This is a genomic window from Amycolatopsis aidingensis (genome assembly GCF_018885265.1).
Taxonomy (GTDB): domain Bacteria; phylum Actinomycetota; class Actinomycetes; order Mycobacteriales; family Pseudonocardiaceae; genus Amycolatopsis; species Amycolatopsis aidingensis.
The window spans coordinates 3,506,658-3,528,691 of sequence record NZ_CP076538.1; the positions used below are offsets into that span (position 1 = coordinate 3,506,658).

20 protein-coding genes are annotated in these 22,034 nt (G+C 71.4%); 17 read left to right on the forward strand and 3 right to left on the reverse strand.

Annotation, left to right across the window (positions count from 1 at the left end):
- The first annotated feature begins 74 nt into the window (after window positions 1-74).
- The 17 genes from KOI47_RS16080 (at window position 75) to KOI47_RS16160 (ending at window position 18,694) form a co-directional block, all read left to right on the forward strand.
- Window positions 75-416 carry an NADH-quinone oxidoreductase subunit A gene (locus KOI47_RS16080; RefSeq protein ID WP_216216748.1) on the forward strand — a complete coding sequence of 114 codons (342 nt, stop codon included), beginning with the start codon at window positions 75-77 and terminating at the stop codon, window positions 414-416.
- The gene (locus KOI47_RS16085) at window positions 407-1,393 is read left to right on the forward strand and encodes a hypothetical protein (protein ID WP_216216749.1); all 987 of its coding nucleotides are present in this window, start codon (window positions 407-409) and stop codon (window positions 1,391-1,393) included. Before KOI47_RS16080 ends, KOI47_RS16085 begins: the two co-directional genes overlap by 10 nt.
- Window positions 1,386-2,318, forward strand: a complete 933-nt coding sequence (locus KOI47_RS16090) for an NADH-quinone oxidoreductase subunit H (protein ID WP_216216750.1) — start codon at window positions 1,386-1,388, stop codon at window positions 2,316-2,318. Before KOI47_RS16085 ends, KOI47_RS16090 begins: the two co-directional genes overlap by 8 nt.
- A 9-nt stretch (window positions 2,319-2,327) precedes the next feature.
- On the forward strand, window positions 2,328-2,849 hold the full coding sequence (locus KOI47_RS16095; protein WP_216216751.1) for an NADH-quinone oxidoreductase subunit J: 522 nt from the start codon (window positions 2,328-2,330) through the stop codon (window positions 2,847-2,849).
- Complete coding sequence (nuoK, locus tag KOI47_RS16100) at window positions 2,846-3,151, forward strand: NADH-quinone oxidoreductase subunit NuoK (protein WP_216216752.1); 306 nt, start codon at window positions 2,846-2,848, stop codon at window positions 3,149-3,151. The genes KOI47_RS16095 and nuoK overlap by 4 nt, the downstream gene beginning before the upstream one ends.
- Entirely contained in the window at window positions 3,148-4,953 is a 1,806-nt protein-coding gene (locus KOI47_RS16105) for a proton-conducting transporter transmembrane domain-containing protein (protein ID WP_216216753.1), read from the forward strand. Before nuoK ends, KOI47_RS16105 begins: the two co-directional genes overlap by 4 nt.
- Before the next feature lie 5 nt (window positions 4,954-4,958).
- The gene (locus KOI47_RS16110; RefSeq protein WP_216216754.1) at window positions 4,959-6,449 is read left to right on the forward strand and encodes a complex I subunit 4 family protein; all 1,491 of its coding nucleotides are present in this window, start codon (window positions 4,959-4,961) and stop codon (window positions 6,447-6,449) included.
- The gene (locus tag KOI47_RS16115) at window positions 6,446-7,831 is read left to right on the forward strand and encodes an NADH-quinone oxidoreductase subunit N (protein ID WP_216216755.1); all 1,386 of its coding nucleotides are present in this window, start codon (window positions 6,446-6,448) and stop codon (window positions 7,829-7,831) included. Before KOI47_RS16110 ends, KOI47_RS16115 begins: the two co-directional genes overlap by 4 nt.
- Before the next feature lie 94 nt (window positions 7,832-7,925).
- A complete protein-coding gene (locus KOI47_RS16120; RefSeq protein WP_216216756.1) occupies window positions 7,926-8,300 on the forward strand; it encodes an STAS domain-containing protein in 375 nt (124 codons plus the stop codon).
- A gap of 48 nt (window positions 8,301-8,348) precedes the next feature.
- Window positions 8,349-8,918, forward strand: coding sequence for a DNA polymerase ligase N-terminal domain-containing protein (locus KOI47_RS16125; RefSeq protein WP_216216757.1), 570 nt, complete (start codon window positions 8,349-8,351; stop codon window positions 8,916-8,918).
- A 120-nt stretch (window positions 8,919-9,038) separates the two neighbouring features.
- Window positions 9,039-9,176, forward strand: coding sequence for a hypothetical protein (locus tag KOI47_RS16130; RefSeq protein WP_216216758.1), 138 nt, complete (start codon window positions 9,039-9,041; stop codon window positions 9,174-9,176).
- Window positions 9,177-9,271: 95 nt separating this feature from the next.
- Window positions 9,272-9,805 carry a DUF1360 domain-containing protein gene (locus tag KOI47_RS16135; protein ID WP_216216759.1) on the forward strand — a complete coding sequence of 178 codons (534 nt, stop codon included), beginning with the start codon at window positions 9,272-9,274 and terminating at the stop codon, window positions 9,803-9,805.
- A gap of 54 nt (window positions 9,806-9,859) precedes the next feature.
- Entirely contained in the window at window positions 9,860-11,662 is a 1,803-nt protein-coding gene (locus tag KOI47_RS16140; RefSeq protein WP_216216760.1) for a thiamine pyrophosphate-requiring protein, read from the forward strand.
- 30 nt (window positions 11,663-11,692) lie between these two features.
- Window positions 11,693-12,814: an enolase C-terminal domain-like protein gene (locus KOI47_RS16145; RefSeq protein WP_232376775.1), complete on the forward strand. Its 1,122-nt coding sequence runs from the start codon at window positions 11,693-11,695 to the stop codon at window positions 12,812-12,814.
- Window positions 12,814-15,939, forward strand: coding sequence for an FAD-binding and (Fe-S)-binding domain-containing protein (locus KOI47_RS16150; RefSeq protein ID WP_216216762.1), 3,126 nt, complete (start codon window positions 12,814-12,816; stop codon window positions 15,937-15,939). Before KOI47_RS16145 ends, KOI47_RS16150 begins: the two co-directional genes overlap by 1 nt.
- A 9-nt stretch (window positions 15,940-15,948) precedes the next feature.
- A complete protein-coding gene (locus KOI47_RS16155; protein WP_216216763.1) occupies window positions 15,949-17,724 on the forward strand; it encodes a glycoside hydrolase family 15 protein in 1,776 nt (591 codons plus the stop codon).
- A gap of 61 nt (window positions 17,725-17,785) precedes the next feature.
- Window positions 17,786-18,694, forward strand: a complete 909-nt coding sequence (locus KOI47_RS16160) for a PfkB family carbohydrate kinase (RefSeq protein ID WP_216216764.1) — start codon at window positions 17,786-17,788, stop codon at window positions 18,692-18,694.
- 49 nt (window positions 18,695-18,743) lie between these two features.
- Here the strand turns inward: KOI47_RS16160 and KOI47_RS16165 are convergent, their stop codons facing one another.
- From KOI47_RS16165 to KOI47_RS16175, 3 genes are all read right to left on the reverse strand, one after another.
- Window positions 18,744-19,403 carry a hypothetical protein gene (locus tag KOI47_RS16165; protein WP_216216765.1) on the reverse strand — a complete coding sequence of 220 codons (660 nt, stop codon included), beginning with the start codon at window positions 19,401-19,403 and terminating at the stop codon, window positions 18,744-18,746.
- A gap of 63 nt (window positions 19,404-19,466) precedes the next feature.
- On the reverse strand, window positions 19,467-20,090 hold the full coding sequence (locus KOI47_RS16170) for a hypothetical protein (RefSeq protein ID WP_216216766.1): 624 nt from the start codon (window positions 20,088-20,090) through the stop codon (window positions 19,467-19,469).
- Between the two features lie 221 nt (window positions 20,091-20,311).
- The gene (locus KOI47_RS16175; protein ID WP_216216767.1) at window positions 20,312-21,907 is read right to left on the reverse strand and encodes an alanine/glycine:cation symporter family protein; all 1,596 of its coding nucleotides are present in this window, start codon (window positions 21,905-21,907) and stop codon (window positions 20,312-20,314) included.
- Window positions 21,908-22,034: the final 127 nt, after the last annotated feature.

Genomic DNA, 22,034 nt, shown 5'->3' on the forward strand with positions numbered 1-22,034 from the left:
GGATTAGCCCGCCCGGTCGTGGGTACCCCTGGCGCTGTGACGTGGCCGCAGGAACGCCGGGGAGGTGCTCACCGTTGTTCGCGCCGGTGCTGGCCGTGCTCGGGCTGGCCGTGGTGCTACTCGGCCTGGTCTACGGGCTGAACCTGCTGCTGGCAGGCCGTTCCCGGCAGGTGACCGCCCCGTTCCTGGCAGGCGGGCTGCCCGCGGAACACGCGGTGTCCCGTTTCCACGTCCGCTGGTATCCGGCCACCCTGCTGTTCCTGGCTTTCGACATGGAGATGGTGTTCATGTACCCGTGGGCTGTCGTGGTGGCCGAGCACGGCACGCCCGCCGTGGTCGAGATGTTCGGCTTCCTTGCCGTCCTGTTCCTCGGTGTGCTGTACGTGTGGCGCGAGGGCGGCCTGCGATGGGCCTGAGTACCGTCCTGCGCCGTGCCGCCGTGGCGCGGCCCCGCCTGTTGCTCGCGGAGGCCCCCGGGGCGACCGGCGTCCGCCTTGCCGTGGAGGAACGCGCCCGCCGGGCCGGCTGGCCGATGGCCTGCTCGGCCGCGGACGCCGACGTGCTGCTCGAGGCGGGTGTGCTGCACGGCGGCCTGCGTGCGGCCACCGACCTGGCCGCACGACAGCTACCGGAACCCTCGATCCTGGCGCGGATCCCTGATATGTCCACTGTGGATACGGCGCTGGCCGGGTTACCCGGCAGGCTCGCCATGCGGCGCCAGGGGCGCGCGGGCGCCGGCGCGGGGGAGTGGTCCGAACCGCCCATGGCGGGCCGCGCGGACGACCGGGACGGACTGACCCTCGACCAGCTGCGGGTACCACTGGGCCCGGCGCTGCCGTACTGGCCCGCGGGACTGCGGCTGAACCTCGGGCTGCAGGGGGACCTCGTCCAGTGGGCCGAGGTGGAGCCGCTGGGGCTCGCCGTGGGTACCCGCCCGTTCTGGACCGATGCCGCCCCGCTGCCGGCGCGGCGCCTGGACTCGATCGCCCGGCTGCTCGGAGTGGCAGGCTGGGGTGGCCCGAGCCTGCGGTGCCAGGTCCTGCGGGACCGCATCCTGGCCGGGGACACCGGCGCCGAGGTCACCCTGGCCGTGGATGCGGTGCTGCACAGGGTCCGCCGCAGCAGGTTACTCCGGTGCGCGCTCACCGGCCTGGGCCGGACCGCCGGGTTCGGCGACGCCGCCGACCGGCTCAGCCGCTGGGCGACCGAGGCCGTATCCGGGATGGCGCGGCCGCGGCGCCTGGCCGCGGAGCCGATGCCCGGCCCGTCCTCGGCCGAGGTCCTCGAGCTCCTGCCCGGGTTACTGGCGGGCACCGAGCTGGCGGCCGCCCGGCTGATCGTCGCCAGCCTGGATCCCGATCTCGCCGAGGAACCGGGAGCGAGCCGTGCTTGAGCAGGCACCACTGTGGAGCGTGCTGGTGCTGCCACCGGCCCTCGGCGCGGTGGCGCTGGTCGCCGCGTCTCTCGAGTCGGCACTCGCGGTGGGTGCGGCCGGGCGCCGGGTACGGGCCGCGGAACTGGCCCGGCCGGTACGCGAAGGGCTGCGCCTGTTGCTGCAAGAACGGCATTCGACGTTGCGTGCGGACATCCTGCTGTGGCGTGCAGGCGCCTGCGGGATCGCGGTCGCCGCCCTGCTCGCGGCCGCGGTCGTTCCGGCCGGTGGCCGGGTCGTGGCCGATCTCCCGGTCGGCGTGGTGTGGTTCAACGCCATGGGCGTGCTGCCGTGGATGCTGGTGTGGCTGGTCGGCTGGGGCGGCAACTCGGCCTATTCCCTGGTGGGCGGGTACCGCTTCCTGGCCCAGGCCCTGGCCTATGAACTGCCGTTGATGTTCGCGCTCACCACGCCCCCGGTCGCCGCCGCCTCCCTGCGGGTCGGCGCCGTGGTGCAGGCCCAGCAGGAACTCTGGTTCGTGGTGTGGATGCCTGCGGCCTTCGCGGTCTATCTCGTCGGTGTCGCCGGGATGGCCTTCTGGGGACCGCTGTCCACTCCGGTCGGCGCCGATATCGCGGGCGGGGTCCGCAGCGAACTGTCCGGGGCGGACGCGCTGGTGTTGCACGCCGGGCGGTACCTGATGCTGGCGGCGGGCGCGGCCTTCGGTGCCGCCCTGTTCCTCGGCGGCGGGCACGGACCGGTGCTGCCGCCATGGGCGTGGTCGGGCATCAAGACGGTTGCCGTGGTGGCCCTGCTGGTGTGGCTGGGGCGGCGGTTGCCGCTTGTGCGCCCGGAAAGGTTGCTGACCTGGGGCTGGCTGGGCCTGCTTCCGCTGGCGCTGCTGCAGTTGCTCGTGGTGAGTGTCGTCGTCGTGGTTCGCGGGTAAGGCGGCGGCATGTGGGACCTCGTCGCGTTCTGGACGCTGGCCGTGCTGGCCGTCGCCTCGGCCGCGCTGGTGTTCCGGGTGGACTCCATGGCGCGGGCTACCGTGCTGCTGCTCGCCTCGTTCCTGTGTGTTGCGGGCGAGATGCTGCTGCTGGACCTGCATTACCTCGGCGCGCTGGTGGTGCTGATGATGACCGCGGAAATGGCCATCATGGCGGTGTTCATGATCATGCTGATGATGAACCCGGCCGGGCTGGAACCGATGTCCATGGTGCACAACCGGCGCGGGGCGCTGGTCATCTCGGTCACCGTGTTCCTCGCGCTGGCCGCAGCCATCCTGCTGGCCCCGCTCCCGGAGCGGGCCCCGTCCCGGCCCGCCGACCCCACGCACCAGCTCGGTACGGCGATCATGGGCGGGAAGATGCTGGTGATGATGATCATCGGGGCGGGTCTGTTCGCCACCATGATCGCGGCGACCGTGCTCGCCACCGCCCGTGGTAGGTACGGCGCGGCGGGGGAGGTGCGCCGGTGACCCTGCAGGCGGTGTTGCTGCTGGCCGCGGCGCTGTTCGCGGTCGGCCTTTACGGCGCCCTTTCCCAGCAGTCGATCGTCATGCTGATGATGGGCCTGGAGGTCATGCTGAACGCGGTGCTCGTCGCCGCGGCCGGTATCTGGTACTACGCCTGGCCCGGCGGCGCGGACGGGCAGGTGCTCGTGCTCGTGGCCATGGCGCTGATGGCGATCGAGATGGCGATGGGTTTCGGCGCGGCGCTCGCGTTGTTCCGGGCACGGGATGTGGATGTCACCGATGCGGCCGCGGACCTCTCCGGATGAGCGCGTTGCTGACGCTGCCCGGGCTGCCGCTCGCCGCCGGGGCCGCGCTGCTGTGCGCGGGCCGCCGGGCCGACCGGTGGGCTCCCGCCGGTGCGCTCGCGGTGGCGGCCGGGGTGCTGGCCCTGGCCGTGGCCGTCGCGCTCACCCGGCCCGGGCTCAGGTTGCCACTGCTGGCGGGCCTGCCTGCCGGTCTTGCCGTGGACGGGCTGTCCGCGCTGCTGGTGGTGACCGTCGCGGTGGTGACGCTCGCGGTCGTGGTCTACTCGGCCGCCGAGTTCGGCCCCGGCGAAGCACGGGGCCGGTTCTTCGGGTTCCTGCTGCTGTTCGCCGGGGCGATGCTGGTCACCGTCACCGCGACCACGCTGGCGCCGTTGCTGATGGCCTGGGAGGTGATGGGTGGGACCTCGTACGCCCTGATCGGCTTCTGGTGGCGGGACCGGTGGCGGGTGCGGGCCGGGACGGTCGCGTTCCTCACCACCCGTGCCGGTGACCTCGGACTGTACCTCGCCGCGGGTGCGGCATTCGCCGCGGCCGGCTCGCTGGAACTGGACCGGCTCGCCACGCTGCCCGCGCCGTGGCTGCACGTGGCGGCCGCCGGGGTACTGCTGGCGGCGGCGGGTAAGTCGGCGCAACTGCCGTTCTCGTTCTGGCTCTCCGGGGCGATGGCCGGTCCCAGTCCGGTGAGCGCTCTGCTGCACTCGGCCACCATGGTCGCCGCGGGCGGGTATCTGCTGCTGCGGCTGGCGCCACTGTTGCACGCCAGTGGCTGGGCCGCGGCCACGGCAGCCTGGCTCGGCGCGCTGACCGCGTTGCTGCTCGGCGCGCTCGCCTGCGTGCAGCGGGAGCTGAAGCAGGTGCTGGCGGCATCGACCTGCGCGCAGATCGGTTTCGTCGTGCTCGCAGCCGGGGCGGGTTCGGCGTCCGGCGGGGCCGCACACGTGGCCGGGCATGCGGTGGTGAAGTGCCTGCTGTTCCTCGTCGCGGGCGCCTTCCTCGCCGGGCTCGGCAGCACCGAGCTGGCCGGGCTGCGCGGTGCGGGCCGCCGGTACCCACTGGCAGGGGTGAGCGGCACGGTGGGCGCGCTGACGCTGGCCGGGGTGCCGCCGCTGACCTTGTGGGTCACCGAGGATCTCGTGCTGGCCGGGGTTTCCACCTGGCTGCACGGGGTAGCGCTGGCGGCCACGGCACTGAGCGGGGTATACGCAGGGCGGGTGCTGCACACCGTGCTCGCCCGGCCTGCCCGCGCGGACCGGCACCGGGCACCCCTGGGGGTGACGGTGGCCCTGTGCGGGCTGGCCCTGCCCAGCGCGGCGCTCGGCCTGGCGATGGTCGCCGGAACCGGCCCCGGTTCGCTCCGGCCCGGACCGGCCACCCTGTCCGCGGTGGTCTCGGTGGCGGGACTGGGCCTCGCCGTGCTCCGGGCCCGGCGCGGCGCGTGGCTGCCTGCACGGGCCGTGCGTGCGGGGCAGCAGTGGCTCGGCCTCGAGGGGTTCGCGCGCCGCGCGGTGGCCCGGCCGGTGCGCAGGCTCGCCCGGCTGCTGGCCGCGGTCGACGACCGTCTGCTCGCGGTGGTGCGGGGTGCCGGCCGGTCCGGGCAGGCCGTGGCCCGGGCGGTGGACCGGGGCCCGGAGCAGCTGCTGCGCGGCACGGTCGGGGGAGTGGCCCGCGCGGGCGGCAGGCTCGGCGCGCTCGCCCGCAGACCGCAGACCGGACTCCTGCACCAGTACTACGCCCAGGTGGTCGTCGTGCTCGCGGTAGTCGTGGCCGCGGTCGGCGCGGCGGCACTGGTTCTCGCGGGGTGAGCAGCATGCTGACGATCCTGATCTTCCTGCCGCTCGCGGTGAGCGTGGCGCTGGCCGCGCTGCCCCGCCTGCCGGACCGGGTGGTGCGCTGGACCTTCGTGGCGGCGACCGGGGTCGAGGTCATGCTGGCCGGAGTGCTGTGGGCCGGATTCACCGGTCCCGGCTACGGCTACCAGGTGCGAGTGCCGTGGATTCCCTCCATCGGCGTCTCCTACCACGTCGGCGTGGACGGGATCTCGCTGCCGCTGGTGGCGATGACGGCCGTGCTGTTCCTCGCCTGCGCGGTGTACTCGCTGCGCCAGACCCGCAGGGTGCGTGGCTTCGTCGCGTTGTTGCTGTTCCTGGAGACGACATCGCTTGGCCTGTTCGCCGCGCTGGACCTGATCCTGTTCTTCCTGTTCCTCGACCTGTCCATTGTGGGCATGTACTTCGTGATCGCGGGCTGGGGTCACCGGGACAACCGGCGGTCGGCGCTGACCTTCTTCCTGTACACCTTTCTCGGGTCGCTGGTGCTGTTGCTCGGTTTCATCGGGTTGTATCTCGCCGCCAGCCCGTCCACATTCGACATCGTGCGGCTGGCAGAGCAGCGCCCGCTGGCGGGCAGCCCGGTGGAGGGCGGGCTGGTGCTGCTGGCGGTGTGCCTCGGGCTCGCCGTGAAGACCCCGCTGGTGCCGCTGCACAGCTGGCTCCCGCCCGCGCACACCGACGCCCCTGCCGCGGGTTCGGCGATCCTGGCAGGGGTGCTGCTGAAGATGGGCGCATACGGCTTCGTCCGGATCGCGATGCCCGTCCTGCCCGAGGCCTGGCGGCAGTACGCGATGGTGTTCGTGCTGCTCGGGGTGACCGGTGCGCTGTACGGGGCCCTGGTGGCACTGGCCCAGCGCGACCTGAAGCGCATGATCGCCTACACCTCGGTCAACCACATGGGCTACCTCGCGCTCGGCGTGGGCACGGCGGGCATCCTCGCGGGCAACACCGACCAGGCGCGCCAGCTCGCCGTTGCCGGATCGGTCACCCAGATGGTCAGCCACGGGTTGATCACCGGCGCGCTGTTCCTGCTCGCCGGGGTGTGCTACGACCGGGCGGGCAGCTACGAAATGGACCGCTACGGCGGGCTCGCCGGGACCGCGCCACGGTTCGCCGCGCTGGTCGCCCTCGGTGCTTTCGCGGCGCTCGGCCTCCCGGGGTTCTCCGGTTTCATCGCCGAGTTCCAGATCTTCACCGGGAGCCTCGGCGCCGCGCCGGTGCCCACCGCGCTGGCGCTGCTCGGCATCCTGGTCACCGCCGCGCTGTTCCTGCGCGCGCTGCAGCGGGTCTTCCTCGGGCCGCAGCGGCTGCCCCTGCCGGGCGTCCCGTTCCCCGACGCCCGGCCGAGTGAGGTCGCCGCGACGGTGCCGCTGCTCGGGCTCGCGCTGGTGATCGGGGTGCTGCCGCGCTTCCTGCTGGAGCTTGTCGAGCCCGGCGCGCGGGCGGTCGCGGAGCTGGTGGCGCGATGACCAGGGACCTGCTCGGGCTGCTGCCGGAACTGTGCCTGCTGGCGGGCGCGGCCTGCGTGCTGCTGGCCGGGTTGTGGCTGCCCCGCGAGCGGCAGTGGGTCGTGCATGCCCTGGCCACGGTGGCGCTGCTGGGCTCGGCCGGGTTGGCGTTGCGCGCGGCCGGCCAGGGCGCCGGCGCGGCTTTCGACGGCACCTACACCGTCGACGCGACCCTGCACACCGTCCGGGTGCTCGCCCCGCTGGCCACGGTGCTGGTGCTGGCCCTGTCCAGGGGAGTGGTGCGCGGCCACGCCAGGGAGACCGAGTACGCCACCCTGCTGCTGCTCGCCACGCTCGGGGCGGTGCTGCTTGCCGGCTCGGGTGACCTGCTGGTGCTGGCCGCCGCGTACCTGCTGGCGAGCGTCCCGCTGTACGCCCTGGCCGGGTTCGGCAAGGACGCGCCGGGGACCGAGGCGGCGCTCAAGCTCGCGCTCACCGGAGCACTGCTGGGCATCGTCATGCTGGCAGGGACGACCACGCTGTACGGGCTCGGCGGTGCGACCGAGTACCAGGCCCTGCGCACCGGTCTGGCCGGGGTGCCGCGGACCGCCATGCTGGCCGCGCTGGTGGCGGTGCTGGCCGGGATGCTGTTCAAGGCCGGGGCGGTACCGGCGCACTTCTGGGTGCCGGACGCCACCGAGGGCAGCGGTACCGGGGTGGCCGCCTTCCTCACCACGGTGCCGAAGATCGGCGGGCTGGCGGCGGTGTACCGGCTGGTGACCGAGGCGATCCCGGGCGGGGCGGGGACCGGCATACTGGTGGCGGTACTGGCCGCGGCGTCGATGACCCTTGGCAACTTCGCCGCCTTCTGGCAGGACAGCGTCCGCAGGCTGCTGGCGTACTCGACCATCAGCCAGGTCGGTTACCTGCTGATCGCCCCAGCGGCCGCCGGGGCAGCGCTGGCCCGGCCCGCGCTGCTGTTCTACCTCGCCGGGTACGCCGTCACCAACCTTGGTGCGTTCGCCGTGGTGGCGGCGTACCGGCGGGCCGAGCGCCGTACCGACTACACCGGGCTGTTCCGGCACGATCCGCTGCTGGCGCTGGCGCTGGTGGTATGCCTGCTCGGCTTGGTAGGCACGCCACCGACCGCGGTGTTCCTCGGCAAGCTCACGGTGTTCGCCGCGGGCCTGGACGCTGGGCTGGGGTGGCTGGTCGTGCTCGCCGTGCTGAACACCGTAGCCAGCGTCTTCTACTACCTGCGCTGGATCGGCAAGCTGTTCTCTTCCACCGCGTCCGGTGCGGTCGTGGCCGGCGCCGATGGCTGGGCCCGCGCTAGTGCGGTACTGCTGGCCGGGCTGACCGTTCTGCTCGGCGTGGGTGGCGGTGTGCTGCTTCGGGTTTGAGCCGGGGGAGAGGTGGTAACCGGGATCGTGGTCCGAGAACGCCGATGAGCGAGGGCGACACAGACCGTATCCCCTCGATGAGAGGAATGGCCGTATGCGCGGCACCGTGACCGCTCGTGACAACCTGCGGATCCGCGGCGACCGGCTGGACGCGATATCGGTGGTGCGTGTCGACGGCGAGGTCGACCTTGGCAACGCCAACCTGCTGGACGACCCGCTGGACGCGGCGCTGGATGACGGGCCCGCCGGGGTGATCATCGACCTGTCGAACGTACGGTTCTTCGGCTCGTCCGGGCTGTCCCGGCTGGTGGCGGTGGCGCGGAGATCGGAGCATGTCGGCGTGCCGCTGGCCGTGGTGTCCAACGAGCGGCAGGTGCTGCGGCCGATCAGGGCCGTGGGGCTGGCCGACTACCTGCGGGTGCGTACCTCGGTCCGGCAGGCCGTGCGCGAGCTGGGGGTCGTGCGGTAGCGCCCGTTCATCCGGTTTCGGCTCGCGCCGCCGAGGTACTCGACCGGTATGGCCAGGAAGGAACGGTTACGGGAGTACCATCGCAAGCGCGACCTCCGGCGCTCCGGTGAGCCGGCAGGCGGGCGGCGCCGGGACGGCGCGCCCGCGTTCGTCGTCCAGCGGCACGAGGCGTCCACCTCTCATTTCGACCTCCGGCTCGAGATCGACGGCGTGCTGGTGTCCTGGTCGGTGCCCAAGGGCCCGGCCACCGATCCCGCGCAACGGCGGCTGGCCGTGCGCACCGAGGACCATCCACTGGACTATCTGGAGTTCGAGGGCCGGATCCGGGAAGGGGAGTACGGCGGCGGAACCGTCGTCGTCTGGGATGTCGGCTCCTTCGACAACCTCACCGAGGAACCCGCCGAGCGGGCGCTGGAACGCGGCCACCTGCGGGTCCGCCTGCACGGCCACAGGCTCTGCGGGGCGTACTCGCTGGTGCGCACCAGGATGGGTGCCGACCGCGGCCAGGAACAGTGGCTGCTGGTGAAGAAGAACGACGAGGGCGCCGACCGCCGCCGCGAACCGGCGCGTACCCAGCCGGAGTCGGTGCTGACCGGCCGGAGGAACGACGAACTATAGCGAAACCGGCGGCGGGACCATATCCACGAAAGTCTACTGTGGACAGTTTGGAATCTTCGCGCGGGTGGTTGTTTCGATCGTGCTGGCGCAGGGAATGCCGGTATCGTGCGGAACGAGAGGGTGTCCCGACCGCGGAGAGCGTTCTACTACGTCACCGCGCTACTGTTGCTGTTCCCGGCCGTCTTCGGAGCGGATGAGCCGGTTTCCCTGCTGGTCCTGCGGACCGGCCTGCGGTTTCTGCTGCGCTGGTTCGGCTAGGCGCCGTCTCAGCAGGCGTTGACCGAGGTGATACGCGCCTTCCTTAAACACGGCCCAGCGGGTTTATCCGCTCCGTGGCCGGGTAGCCCTCGGACATGATCGGGTTGAGGCGGGCTTTCGAACGGATGCACCGGCTGTACCAGGGCGACGCGAACCGGCCGTTGCGCGGTTACGCCGTCGTGCTCGGTACCTACGCGGGCCTGGCCGGGGCGCTCGCCGTGCTCGGCAGGGCGGCCGGTGCCCGCCTGCCGGAGCGGTTCGGCGCGGGGGACACGGTGCTGCTGTCGGTGGCGACGCACAAGGCTGGCAGGCTGCTCGCGAAGGACGCCGTCACCAGCCCGCTGCGGGCGCCGTTCGCCCGGTTCGAGGGACCGGCGGGGGAGGCCGAGCTCAACGAGTCGGTCCGCGGCCATGGCACCCAGCACGCGGTCGGTGAGATGGTGACCTGCCCGTTCTGCCTCGCCGTCTGGGTGTCCACCGGGCTGAGCGCGGGCATGGTGCTCGCACCGAGGGCCGCCCGGCTGGTGTGCACTGCGCTTACCGCGGTCGCCGCCTCGGACGCACTCCAGCTGGCCTATGACACCGGCAAGCAGCGGCTGCGGCTGGCCGCACGCCAGGCGGGCGACTAGCGGCACCCGGCCGCACACCGAGGATCGAACGACGAGTCGACGGGGAGAATTCACATGGCGCAGGTCGCTGACTACATCGTGGGCCGGGTCCGGGAATGGGGCGTGCACCGCGTGTACGGCTATCCGGGCGATGGCATCAACGGGTTGCTGGGCGCGTTCGACCGGGCCGAAGGTGATCCGCAGTTCGTGCAGTCCCGGCACGAGGAGATGGCGGCGTTCATGGCTTGCGGGCACGCCAAGTTCACCGGTGAGGTGGGCTGCTGTGTCGCGACCTCCGGGCCGGGTGCCATCCACCTGCTGAACGGGCTGTACGACGCCAAGCTCGACCACCAGCCGGTGGTGGCGATCGTCGGGCAGCAGAAGCGGCTCTCGCAGGGCACGCACTACCAGCAGGAGGTGCACCTGGAGACGCTGTTCGCCGACGTGTCCGAGTTCGTCCAGATGTGCATGCATCCCGGCCAGGTGCGGCACGTCATCGATCGTGCCTTCAAGACCGCGCTGACCACCCGCGGGGTGGCCACCATCGTGGTGCCGGTCGACCTGCAGGAGGAGGAAGCGCAGCCGTCCCCGCCGAAGACCCACGGGGCGGTGTACTCCAGCGTGGGCTGGAGCCAGCCACGGGTGCTGCCGAACCAGGACGAACTGCGCCGCGCCGCCGAGGTGCTGAACGAGGGCGGCAAGGTCGCGATGCTGGTCGGGCAGGGCGCCGCTCATGCCGAGGCCGAGGTGATCGAGACGGCCGAACTGCTCGGCGCGGGTGTCGCCAAGGCCCTGCTCGGCCGCGAGGTGCTGGCCGACGACCTGCCGTTCGTCACCGGCCCGATCGGTCTGCTCGGCTCGCAGCCAAGCGACGACATGGTGATGAACTGCGACACGCTGTTCATGATCGGTACCAGTTTCCCGTACGCCGAGTGGCTGCCGGACGAGGGCACCGCGCGCGGGGTGGAGATCGATATCGACGGGCGCATGATCGGGATCCGCTACCCGATGGACGCGCATGTGGTCGGGGACGCAAAGGAGACGCTCAAGCAGCTGATCCCGATGCTGGCGCACAAGGAGGACCGGTCCTGGCGGGAGCGCATCGAGGAGAACGTGCGTACCTGGAACCGGATCATGGCGGACCGCGCGAGCCAGCACTTCGAGCACCAGATCAACCCGCAGGCGGTCGCGCAGCAGTTGTCCCCGTTGCTGCCGGACGACGCCATCCTGACCGCCGACTCCGGGTCGGCGACCAACTGGTGGGCCCGGCATCTCAAGCTGCGTGACGGGATGCGGGCCTCGTTGTCCGGCACGTTGGCCACCATGGGGCCGGGGGTGCCCTACGCGATCGCCGCGAAGTTCGCCTATCCGGATCACCCGGTGATCGCCTTTGCCGGCGACGGCGCGTTCCAGATGAACGGCATGAACGAGATGATCACCGTGCACCGCTATGCCGAGCAGCTCGGCGGGTCGCCGCCCCTGATCTTCTGCGTCTTCAACAACCAGGACCTCAACCAGGTCACCTGGGAGCAGCGGGCGATGGGCGGTGACCCGAAGTTCATGGGCTCACAGGCCATTCCGGATGTGCCCTACGCCCGGTACGCCGAGTTGATCGGGCTGCGCGGCATCTACTGCGACGAGATCGGCAAGGTCGACGAGGCCTGGCGGCAGGCGCTGGCCAGTGACCGCCCGGTGGTGCTGGAGTTCAAGGTGGACCAGGAAATCCCGCCGATCCCACCGCATATCAAGAAGGAACAGGGCAAGAAGGCCGTCAAGGCGGGCATCAAGGACCCGGAGAAGGTCGGCATGGCGGTACGCGGGTTCCGGCAGAAGCTCGCCGACTTCTACGAGAACCTGCCCGGCCGCGACCGGAGCTGACCGAGGCGCCGTACGATGCCGGACAGCCAGATGGTTCCCGTCGAGGCCGTCGAGGTGCACGCGTTCGAGCTGCCGACCGACGGCCCCGGCGGGGTGGAGCAGGACGGGACCCTGGAATGGGACTCCACCACCATGGTGCTCGTCCAGGCACATGCCGCGGGCGTGACCGGCACGGGCTACACCTATGGCGACGTGGCCACCGCCACACTGGTGGCCTCGAAACTGGCCCCGCTGGCGCTCGGCGCCGACGCGCTCACCCCGCCCGCGCTGTGGCACCGGATGTTCGCCGCGATCCGCAACGCGGGGCGACCGGGCGTGGGCGCCATGGCGGTGTCCGCGGTGGACCTCGCGGTGTGGGACCTCAAGGCCCGGCTGCTCGGCCTGCCGCTGTACCGCGCGCTGCCGGCCTTCCACGACCAGGTCCCGGTCTACGGCAGCGGCGGGTTCACCAACTACCCGCTCGACCGGCTTGCCGGGCAGCTCGCCGACTGGGTCGAAGCGGGGATCGGCAGCGTGAAGCTGAAGATCTCCCGCGAACCGTCGCGGGACGCGGAGCGGCTGACCGCCGCGCGCGCGGCGATCGGCCCCGGACCCGCGCTGCTTGCCGACGCCAACGGAGCGCTGACCCGCAAGCAGGCGCTGCACTGGGCGCACCGGCTGGCGGGGGAGTGGAACGTCTGCTGGTTCGAGGAACCGGTCAGCTCGGATGACCCCGGGGGGCTGCGCCTGGTGCGCGAGCACGGGCCCGGCGGGCTGGAGGTGGCGGCTGGCGAGTACGGCTTCGTCCCGCACGACTTCGCCGGGCTGCTGGGCTCGGTGGACTGCCTGCAGGCTGACGTGACCCGCTGCGGCGGCGTGACCGGCCTGCTGCAGGTCGCCGGCCTGTGCACCGTCCACCAGGTCGACCTTTCCGCGCACTGCGCCCCCTCGGCCTCGGCGCACGCCTTCTGCGCGGTTCGCCCGCTGCGGCACCTGGAGTACTTCCACGACCATGTCCGCTTCGAGGGGATCGCCTTCGACGGCACTCCGACCCCTGTGGGTGGTGCCCTGCGGCCCGATCCGGACCGGCCGGGGCTCGGGCTGGAGGTGAGATGGCCCGACCTCGAGCCCTACCGGGCGTGGGGTCCAGCCGAGGAGAAAGGAACACGCTGATGCGCGCGGCACGGAAGGCCGGACTCGAGGTCCCCGCCAAGACGGACCCGGAGGTGGCCGGACCGCCCCGAGGCAGGGTGCGGCTGGACACCGCGGGGCTGGAGCGCGCGCTGCGCGAGGCGCTGGACGGCGAGGTCCGGTTCGACCAGGGCTCCCGTGCCCTGTACGCCAATGACGCCTCCAACTTCCGGCAGGTGCCGATCGGGGTGGTGGTGCCGAGGACGCGCGAGGACGTCGTCGCCACCCACCGGATCTGCCATCGCTTCGACGCGCCCGTGCTCAACCGCGGTGGCGGGACCAGCCTGTCCGGCGAGACGGTCAACTACGCGGTGGTCCTGGACCACACCAAGTACCTCACCGGCATCGGCATGTTCGATCCGGACCGCCGCATGGTGACCTGCGAGCCGGGGGTGATCAACGAGGAGCTGAACCGCCATACCGGGCGGCACGACCTGGTGTTCGGCCCCGACCCCTCCTCGCACGGCCGCTGCGCCATCGGTGGCAACATCGGTAACAACTCCTGCGGTGTCCATTCGGTACAGTCCCGGTTGTACGGTCCAGGGCCGCGCACCTCGGACAACGTGCACGCGCTCGAGGTCGTCACCTACGAAGGCGAACGCTTCTGGGTGGGCAACGGGGAGGAGGATCGGATCGAGGAGATCGTCGCAGCGGGCGGGCGCAAGGGGGAGATCTACGCCGCGCTGCGCGAGCTGCGCGACCGCTACGCCGATGCCATCCGTGCCGGGTTCCGGCCGGTGCGCGAGGTGCCGCGCCGGGTGTCCGGTTACAACCTGGACGAACTGCTGCCGGGACGCGGGTTCAACGTCGCCAGCGCGCTGGTCGGGACGGAGAGCACCTGCGTCACCGTGCTGCGCTCCACCCTGCTGCTGACCCCGGCGATGCAGCAGCGCACGCTCGTGGTGGTGCGCTACCCGGACATCATCGCCGCGGCAGGGCACGCACCGGAGATCGTCGAGCGGTGGCGGCCGATCGGGCTGGAGGCCCTCGACGGCGACCTGGTGCGCAGCCAGCTCGAACAGCGCATGCACACCAGGGAGATCCAGCACCTGCCAGGAGATGCGGACGGTGCCTGGCTGCTGGTCCAGTTCGGTGCGGACACGGCGTGCGAGTCGGCTGGGCAGGCGGGGGAGTTCGCCAGCTGGCTGGAGCACGAGCACCGGGTGGAACCCGGCCGGATTCTGGTCGCCACCGACGCGGCCACCAGCGCGGACATCTGGCAGATCCGGGAAGGCGGGCTGGGCGGAACCGCCTTCGCGCACGACCGGGACAACTGGCCGGGCTGGGAGGACTCCGCGGTGCCGCCGCACCGGCTCGCCGACTACCTCGCCGCGTTGCGCGCGAAGCTGGACGCGCACGGCCTGAGTGGTGCCATGTACGGCCATTTCGGCGAGGGATGCGTGCATTCGCGGATCAGCTTCGACCTGCGCAGCCGCACCGGCGTCGCGGACTACCGGGCCTTCCTCGCCGAGGCCGCCGACCTGGTGGTGTCCTTCGGCGGCAGCCTTTCCGGGGAACACGGTGACGGCCAGCAACGCGCCGAGCTGCTGGAGAAGCAGTACGGAGCCGAGCTGGTGCGGGCAATGCGGGAGTTCAAGGCGATCTGGGACCCGGACTGGAAGATGAATCCGGGGAAGGTGGTCGACCCGTACCGGCTGGACGAGGACCTGCGGCTGGGCGCCGGGTACCACCCCTGGCACCCCGGCACGGCCTTCGCCTACCCCGAGGAGAACGGCGACTTCGCGCATGCCGGGCTGCGCTGCGTCGGCATCGGCAAGTGCCGGGAACCCGCGCGGGACCAGGTGATGTGCCCCAGCTATCAGGTGACCAAGGAGGAGAAGCACTCCACGAGGGGCCGGGCGCGGCTGCTGTTCGAGATGCTCAACGGCGAGGTGATCACCGACGGCTGGCAGTCGAGGGAGGTCGCCGACGCACTCGACCTCTGCCTGGCGTGCAAGGGATGCACCAGTGAATGCCCGGTCAATGTGGACATACCTACCTACAAGGCCGAGTTCCTGCGGCACCACTACCGGTCCTGGCGGCGCTGGCGACCCCGGCACGCCTACGCCTTCGGGCTGATCGACCAGGCCGCACGGGCCGCCGCGCGGATACCCGAACTGGCCAATTTCGCCACCGGGGCACCGGGTCTCGACAGGCTGGCGAAGCTGGCCGCCGGGATCGACCGGCGGCGGCCGCTGCCCAGGTTCGCGCCGATGACCCTGCAGGAATGGTTCCGCCGCCGGGGCGGCACCGCCAACCCCCACGGTCGCCCGGTGGTGCTGTTCCCGGACACCTTCAACAACCATTTCCATACCGAGGTCGGGGTGGCCTGCGTTGAGGAGATCGAGGCCGCCGGCTGGCGAGTCGTACTGCCCGACCGGCATATGTGCTGCGGGCGGCCGCTGTACGACTACGGTTTCCTTGACCTCGCGGGGCGCTACCTCGGGCGGGTACTGGACACCCTGCGGGAGTATGTGCGTGCGGACGTTCCGGTGGTCGGGATGGAACCGAGCTGCCTCGCGGTGTTCAGGGACGAGCTGATGCGGATCATGCCGCATGACGAGGACGCGCGGCGGCTGACCGCCAATGCCTACCACTTCGCCGAGTTCTTCCGTACCTTCGACATCCGGCCGCCGCGGCTGGAGCGGGACGCGCTGCTGTGGGGCCACTGCCACCACAAGGCGACCGGCGGCACCGCGCCCGAGCGCGCGCTGCTGGAGGACATGGGGCTGGACGTGCGGGAGGTCACCGGGGGCTGCTGCGGCCTTGCCGGGTCCTGGGGGTTCGAGGACGGCAAGTACCAGATCTCGATGGACTGCGGTGAGCAGGCGCTGCTGCCCGCCGTGCGCGAGGCCGATCCCGCGACGCTGATGATCACGGACGGCTTTTCCTGCTCCACCCAGATCGCCGACGCGGGCACCGGCCGCCGGGCGCTGCATACCGCGCAGGTGCTGCGTCAGGCCCGGCTCGGCGCGGAGCGCACCGGCACCCGCCCGCGGCCGCCCGGGTACCGCAGGGTCGCCCGTACCGCGCTGGGGCCTGCCGTCGCGCTCGCCGCAGGCTGGGCCGGGACGCGGGTGCTGCGCGGCGTGGCCGCGCGCCGGTGAGGCGGCCGGATGAGCCCAGGTACGCCGAGTCCTTCCTCCGGTGAGCCACCGCCCGAGGTCCTGCGCGACTACGCCTTGCTGGCCGACGGCGAGCGGGGCGCGCTGATCGGTTCGCACGGGGAGATCGGCTGGCTGTGCGTACCGAGATGGGACTCGGCCGCGGTGTTCTGCACGTTGCTCGGCGGGCGCGGCCACTACACCGTGCGCCCGTCGGGTAAGCATTTCGTACCCGGTGGGTTCTACGAGGACGGTTCGCTGATCTGGCGGTCCCGCTGGATGCTGGGCGGCGGTGCGATCGAGTGCCGGGAGGCGCTGGTGTTCCCCGGCGACCCGCACAGCGCGGTCCTGCTGCGCCGGATCCATGCGGTGGACGGCGACGCCGCGGTGACGGTCGTGCTCGAACCCCGCGCCGACTTCGACCGGGAGCCGATGCGCTCGCTACGCAGGGACCACGGCGGCTGGCGGGCCAGGGTCGGTCCGCTGCACCTGCGCTGGACCGGCGCGGAGCAGGCGCGGAAACGGGGGAGTTCGCTGGTGGCCGAGCTGGCCATTCCCGCGGGGACCACGCACGACCTGGTGCTGGAGCTGTCCGACCGCCCGTTGTCCGGGGCCCCGGCGGATCCGGCCGCAGCCTGGGAGGCCACCGCGCAGCAGTGGAGCACCGCGGTTCCTGGGCTGGCCGACGTGCTCGGTAGCAGGGACGCCCGCCGCGCCTACGCGGTGCAGCGCGGCCTGACCAGCACCCACGGCGGGATGGTCGCCGCAGCCACGACCTCCCTGCCGGAGCGGGCGCGTGCCGGACGCAACTACGACTACCGCTACACCTGGATCCGGGACCAGTGCTTCACCGCACAGGCGGTCGCCGCCATCGGCGCGGACGGCGATCCGCTGCTGGACAACGCGGCCGACTTCGTCGCCGAGCGGCTGCACGCGGACGGGCCGCGGTTGTCCCCGGTCTACACGGTCAGCGGACAGCGGGTGCCCGACGAGCGGCCGATCGGCAACCTGCCCGGCTATCCAGGCGGTGCCGCGCGGACGGGTAACCGGGCGGTGCGGGGTTTCCAGCTGGATGCCTTCGGCGAGGCGCTGCTGATGTTCGCCGCGGCTGCCCGGCGCGGGAGACTGGACTCCCGCCACTGGCGGGCCGTTGACATCGCCGTGGATGCCATCGAGCGGCGGTGCGACGAGCCGGACGCCGGTATCTGGGAGCTGGACGAGGAGCACTGGGCGCACTCGCGGCTCAGCTGCGTGGCCGGTCTGCGCGCCATGGCGGCGACCGGCCCGCCCCACGGACGAGCCGGCCGGTGGAGTGCCCTTGCCGACACCATTCTGGCGGACGCGGCGCGGGATTGCGTGCACCCCAGCGGTCGCTGGCAGCGTTCGGCACGGGACGACCGGGTGGATGCCGCGCTGCTGCTGCCGGCGGTGCGCGGCGCCCTTCCCGCCGACGACCCCCGTAGCGTCGCGACCCTGGACGCGGTGCGCACCGAGCTGGCCGAGGACGGCTATGTCTACCGTTTCCGGCACGACCAGCGGCCGCTGCACGCGGCCGAGGGCGCGTTCCTGCTGTGCGGGTTCCTCACCGCGCTGGCCTGCCGGCAGCGAGGCCAGGAGGTCGAGGCGAGGGGCTGGTTCGAGCGCAGCAGGGCGGCCTGCGGACCGCCAGGGTTGTACGCCGAGGAGTTCGACGTGGTGCAGCACCAGCTCCGCGGGAACCTGCCACAGGCCTTCGTGCACGCCCTGTTCCTCGAGGCGGGCTGCCGGCTCAGCGACCCCGCGGCGTGAACCAGGGTGCCGGGTTCACGCGCCCTCGTTTCGATCCCCGGCCACCGGGTATCACCGGGGTATGTCCGCGGAGGTAGTAGTGCTGGGCCAGCTTGGCCGCGACCTCGTGCTCCGGGTGGGCGAGCCGCCGGGCACAGGCCAGGCCGCTCCGGTGCGCTCACGCAGGGAGATGCTGGGTGGCAAGGGCGGCAACCAGGCGGTGGGACTCGCGCAGCTGGGTATGCCGACCGCACTGGTCGGGGTGCTCGGCGCCGATGACGTCGGCGACGGGTTGCTGGAACGGCTCGGCGCCGACCACGTCGATGCCTCGCATGTGGTGCGCCGTCCCGGCGCCGAGACGGCGCTGATCGTGGATGTGGTCGACGACCACGGCCAGTGGCGCTACCTCGAGCACATCCCGGACGCCGTCCTGGCCACCGAGGGCGACGTGTTCGCGGCCTCGTCGCTGATCGGCGCCGCGCGGGCGGTCGTCGTGCAGCTCCAGCAACCCGCCTCGAGCGCACTCACCACCGCCCGGCTCGCGCGGGCAGCGGGCGCGAGCGTCGTGCTGGACGGCGCCCCGGCGGCCGACGGGCACCGCGAGCTGCTGGCGCTCGCCGAGGTGGTCCGCGCCGACGCGCGGGAGGCCGAGTACCTGGCCGGGCACCCGATCAACGGTGTGCAGGACGCGCACAGGGCCGCGCGGGACCTGCTCGCCGCGGGCCCGGAGCTGGTGGTGCTCGCGGTGTCCGGACAGGGCAACCTGTTCGCCACCCGGGAGGGCTACGAGTTCCTGCCGCTGCTGGACACGCCGGTCGTGGACACCACAGGGGCGGGTGACGCGCTGGTGGCCACGTTGACCGCGGCCCGCACCCGCGGCCGCCCCTACCGGGAGGCCGCGCGGCTGGCGGTCTCGGCGGCGGCGGAGACCGCCAGCCACGCGGGTGGGCGGCCGGAGCTGACCCCGGAGGATCTGCGGACACCCCGGTGAGCATGCCGGGTGTCCCGGCCGGACGACGGCCGGGACACCCGTGCCGGTGCTACCTGGTCTCCTTCCGGACCCGGTCGGCGAGCTCGGTCATCGACCGGATACCGGTCCACTGCCCTTCGAGCTCCTCGAAGCCGCCGAGCAACCTGCCGCCGTCCTCGAGCAGGATGCCCTGCACGTCCGCGGCCATCGCCCTGGCGCCAGCGGGCACACCCGGCAGGCCGGGCCGAATGCCCTCATCGGCCGGGTTCAGGAACAGCATGACCGGCGTGCCGGCCGGGATCGCCCGGTTCCAGTCCGCCAGGCTGAACTCCGGGGTACCCGCCGGATCGTTGTACCGCGGGCCCTGCCATACCGACACATACACGTGGCCGTCGTTGATCGCCTCGGGTGAGGACGCCCGGAAGGTCTCGGTGACCCGTACCTTCAGCAGCACGAACAGCTCCGGCTGCTCGTCACCCTCCTGCAGCGGGATCTCCTCGCCCTGCAGGACCGTGTCGACCTTCCCGGCGGTGATCACCTCGTGCTTGCCCGTACGTACCAGGGCTTCCGGCGAAGGTGCCGGCACGAAGTCGTGGTGTCCCTGGCGCAGCACGGAAACGTCCACACCGGACTCCGCAGCCGCGGCGCCCGCGTCCGGGCTCCCTTCCGGTGCACCGCCACAGCCCGCAGCGAGTGCCGCGGCGACCAGGGCGGGAGCGATCAGCCGCAACCTCGGAGTCCACCGGCCGCGGTGAGATGAGTGATCCTGGGTCCGAATTCGCATCATCGCTCCTCACCCGAACCAGCTGTTGATGTGGCCTCGGTGGTGCGCCGTCCAGGTCCGCGTCCAGGAGCTGCTGATCGTGCCGGTCCAGCCGGACCGCTGGCAGCTGTCGTTGTACGGGGACGGGTAGTGGTTCAGTCCGAGGGTGTGACCGAGTTCGTGGCAGGTCGTCTTGCGATACTGCCGGTTACGGTAGGTCGTGTTCGAGTAGTGCTCGCGCACCAGCGGCCCGTTGATCCTGGCCCGGTACCGGTCACACCGCCCGTTGGACCGCTTGACCATGCAGCGTGCGTCCCCGATCGCGCCACTGGAAAGGCGCCGCCCCTGCCACACCACATCGGTCTGCCCGACCCCGCTGGTGTCGCAGGAGGAATGGTAGGTGCGTTTCGCCTTGGTGTTGTTGTGCATGTAGACCATGGAGTTGTAGATCTGCGTGCGGATCTCGGTCCGCGGCCGGTAGGACGAGGAATAGCAGTAGTTGTGATTTCCCTTGTCCGGCCGGAAATTGCTGTTGAACGGCCAGGGGTCGGCTGCGGCCGGTGCCGCGGCGACCACCAGCGTCAGCGGCACGGCCACCATGGCCGCCACGGCGGCGGCGATATGCCGCAGGTATCTCCTGCGTTGTGTTTTCATGCAATTCCCCAGTCATGCGTGCGAACGAACAGAACTATCTCTGTGTCGGTCACCGATTACCGCACATTTCGGATGAAACGCCCCAGAGGAAGCGCAGTTTACTGCGACCCGTATCGGCCGGGCAGGGCCGAACGGGTGATGCACGGATCCGGCCCGGGTGCGCCCTGGCGGCGGCAGGCAGGCGCACTCGGGCCGGTGTCACCGAGCAGGCGGGCCCTGGATCATCGCGGGGTGCGGAGGTCGTCGTTGCGCTCGATCTCGCCGGAACGGATCTTCGCGCGGTACTCCTTGAGCTCCCGCTTGACCACCGGCACCAGCACGTAGAGGCCGATGATGTTGAACAGCGCGAGGGAGAACAGCACGGCGTCCGCGAAGTCGATCACCGTGCCGACCGTCAGCACCGAGCCTGCGACCACGAACACCAGGAAGATCGCCTGGTAGACGCGCTCGCTGGTGCGGCTCTTGCCGAACAGGAAGGTCCACGCCTTCTGACCGTAGTAGCTCCAGGTGATGAGTGTGGACAGTGCGAAAAGGGCCACCGCAACGGCCAGCACGTACGGGAACCAGGGCAGCACCGTGGCGAAGGACTCCGAGGTCACCGTCACCCCGTCCGGGGTGTCCCCGGCCTGCACGTAGGCCGACTTCGCGTCCTCCCAGAACTGGGTCTTGGCGATGATGATCGTCAGCGCGGTCATCGTGCAGACGATCACGGTGTCGATGAACGGCTCGAGCAGCGCGACCAGACCCTCGGTTACCGGGTGCTTCGTCTTCACCGCCGAGTGCGCGATCGAGGCCGAGCCCAGGCCGGCCTCGTTGGAGAAGGCGGCTCGCTGGAAGCCGACGATCAGCGCGCCGATCGCGCCGCCGACCACACCGCTCGCGGTGAACGCCCCGGAGATGATCTCACCGAAGGCTGCGGGCACGTCGGTGATGTTGACCAGGATGACGATCAGGCACGCGGCGACGTAGATGACCGCCATGGTCGGCACCAGCCTGCTGGTCACCTTGCCGATGGACCTGATCCCGCCGACGATCACCACGCCGACCAGCGCGGCGAGCAGGACGCCGAACACCAGCGCCGCGCCGTCACTGCCGAGGAAACCGTCCGAGCCCCCGGTGACGTCCTTGAGCTGGGCGAAGGTCTGGTTCGCCTGGAACATGTTGCCGCCGGAAAGGGCGAAGAACAGGATCATGATCGCGGCGAGCACGGCCAGTACCCTGCCGACCGCCCTGCCGCCGTTGCCGAACCGCTCGGCCAGCCCCTTGGGCAGGTAGTGCATGGGCCCGCCGGAGACGGTGCCGTCGGCGTGGATCTCGCGGTACTTCACGCCGAGCGTGCATTCCACGAACTTGGTGCACATGCCCAGCAGGCCGGCAAGGATCATCCAGAAGGTGGCACCGGCGCCGCCGATGCTCACGGCGATACCGACACCCGCGATATTGCCGAGGCCGACCGTCCCGGATACGGCGGAGCTGAGTGCCTGGAAGTGGGTGATCTCGCCCGGTTCGTCCTTCTTGCTGTACTTGCCCCGGACGATCTCGGTCGCCAGCTTGAACCCGCGGAACTGGATGAAGCCGAAGTACACCGAGAACACGGTCGCCGCGAGGACCAGCCAGGCCACGATCCATGGGAAGGTGATGCCGAAGACCGTGATCTCGGCCATCACGACGCTGGACAGCCACTCCTGCAGCGGGGTGAAGGTCTCGTTGATCCAGCTCTCGATCGAGGCGAGGGTGCCGCCCTCGGCGGCCAGCACGTGTGTGCTGGAGTCCGGTGGCGCGCTCGTGGCCGCCAGCTCGATGGGAATCCTAGACATGGTCCGGTAGTTCACCGAAAATTCGGCACGAGGACAAGACCTGGAGCGATCTTGGTCGAGGATGCCGGCCGGGATCGGTGGACCGGCACCGGCGTACGCCGGCGTGGACCAGTCCGCTACGGCCGTT

Coding starts and splice junctions, on each gene's coding strand:
- KOI47_RS16175 (WP_216216767.1), bottom strand. CDS start 21,907: ATGTCTAGGATTCCCATCGAGCTGGCGGCCACGAGCGCGCCACCGGAC.
- KOI47_RS16140 (WP_216216760.1), top strand. CDS start 9,860: ATGGCGCAGGTCGCTGACTACATCGTGGGCCGGGTCCGGGAATGGGGC.
- KOI47_RS16085 (WP_216216749.1), top strand. CDS start 407: ATGGGCCTGAGTACCGTCCTGCGCCGTGCCGCCGTGGCGCGGCCCCGC.
- KOI47_RS16155 (WP_216216763.1), top strand. CDS start 15,949: ATGAGCCCAGGTACGCCGAGTCCTTCCTCCGGTGAGCCACCGCCCGAG.
- KOI47_RS16150 (WP_216216762.1), top strand. CDS start 12,814: ATGCGCGCGGCACGGAAGGCCGGACTCGAGGTCCCCGCCAAGACGGAC.
- KOI47_RS16125 (WP_216216757.1), top strand. CDS start 8,349: ATGGCCAGGAAGGAACGGTTACGGGAGTACCATCGCAAGCGCGACCTC.
- KOI47_RS16110 (WP_216216754.1), top strand. CDS start 4,959: ATGCTGACGATCCTGATCTTCCTGCCGCTCGCGGTGAGCGTGGCGCTG.
- KOI47_RS16095 (WP_216216751.1), top strand. CDS start 2,328: ATGTGGGACCTCGTCGCGTTCTGGACGCTGGCCGTGCTGGCCGTCGCC.
- KOI47_RS16145 (WP_232376775.1), top strand. CDS start 11,693: ATGGTTCCCGTCGAGGCCGTCGAGGTGCACGCGTTCGAGCTGCCGACC.
- KOI47_RS16170 (WP_216216766.1), bottom strand. CDS start 20,090: ATGAAAACACAACGCAGGAGATACCTGCGGCATATCGCCGCCGCCGTG.
- KOI47_RS16105 (WP_216216753.1), top strand. CDS start 3,148: ATGAGCGCGTTGCTGACGCTGCCCGGGCTGCCGCTCGCCGCCGGGGCC.
- KOI47_RS16120 (WP_216216756.1), top strand. CDS start 7,926: ATGCGCGGCACCGTGACCGCTCGTGACAACCTGCGGATCCGCGGCGAC.
- KOI47_RS16160 (WP_216216764.1), top strand. CDS start 17,786: ATGTCCGCGGAGGTAGTAGTGCTGGGCCAGCTTGGCCGCGACCTCGTG.
- KOI47_RS16135 (WP_216216759.1), top strand. CDS start 9,272: ATGATCGGGTTGAGGCGGGCTTTCGAACGGATGCACCGGCTGTACCAG.
- KOI47_RS16115 (WP_216216755.1), top strand. CDS start 6,446: ATGACCAGGGACCTGCTCGGGCTGCTGCCGGAACTGTGCCTGCTGGCG.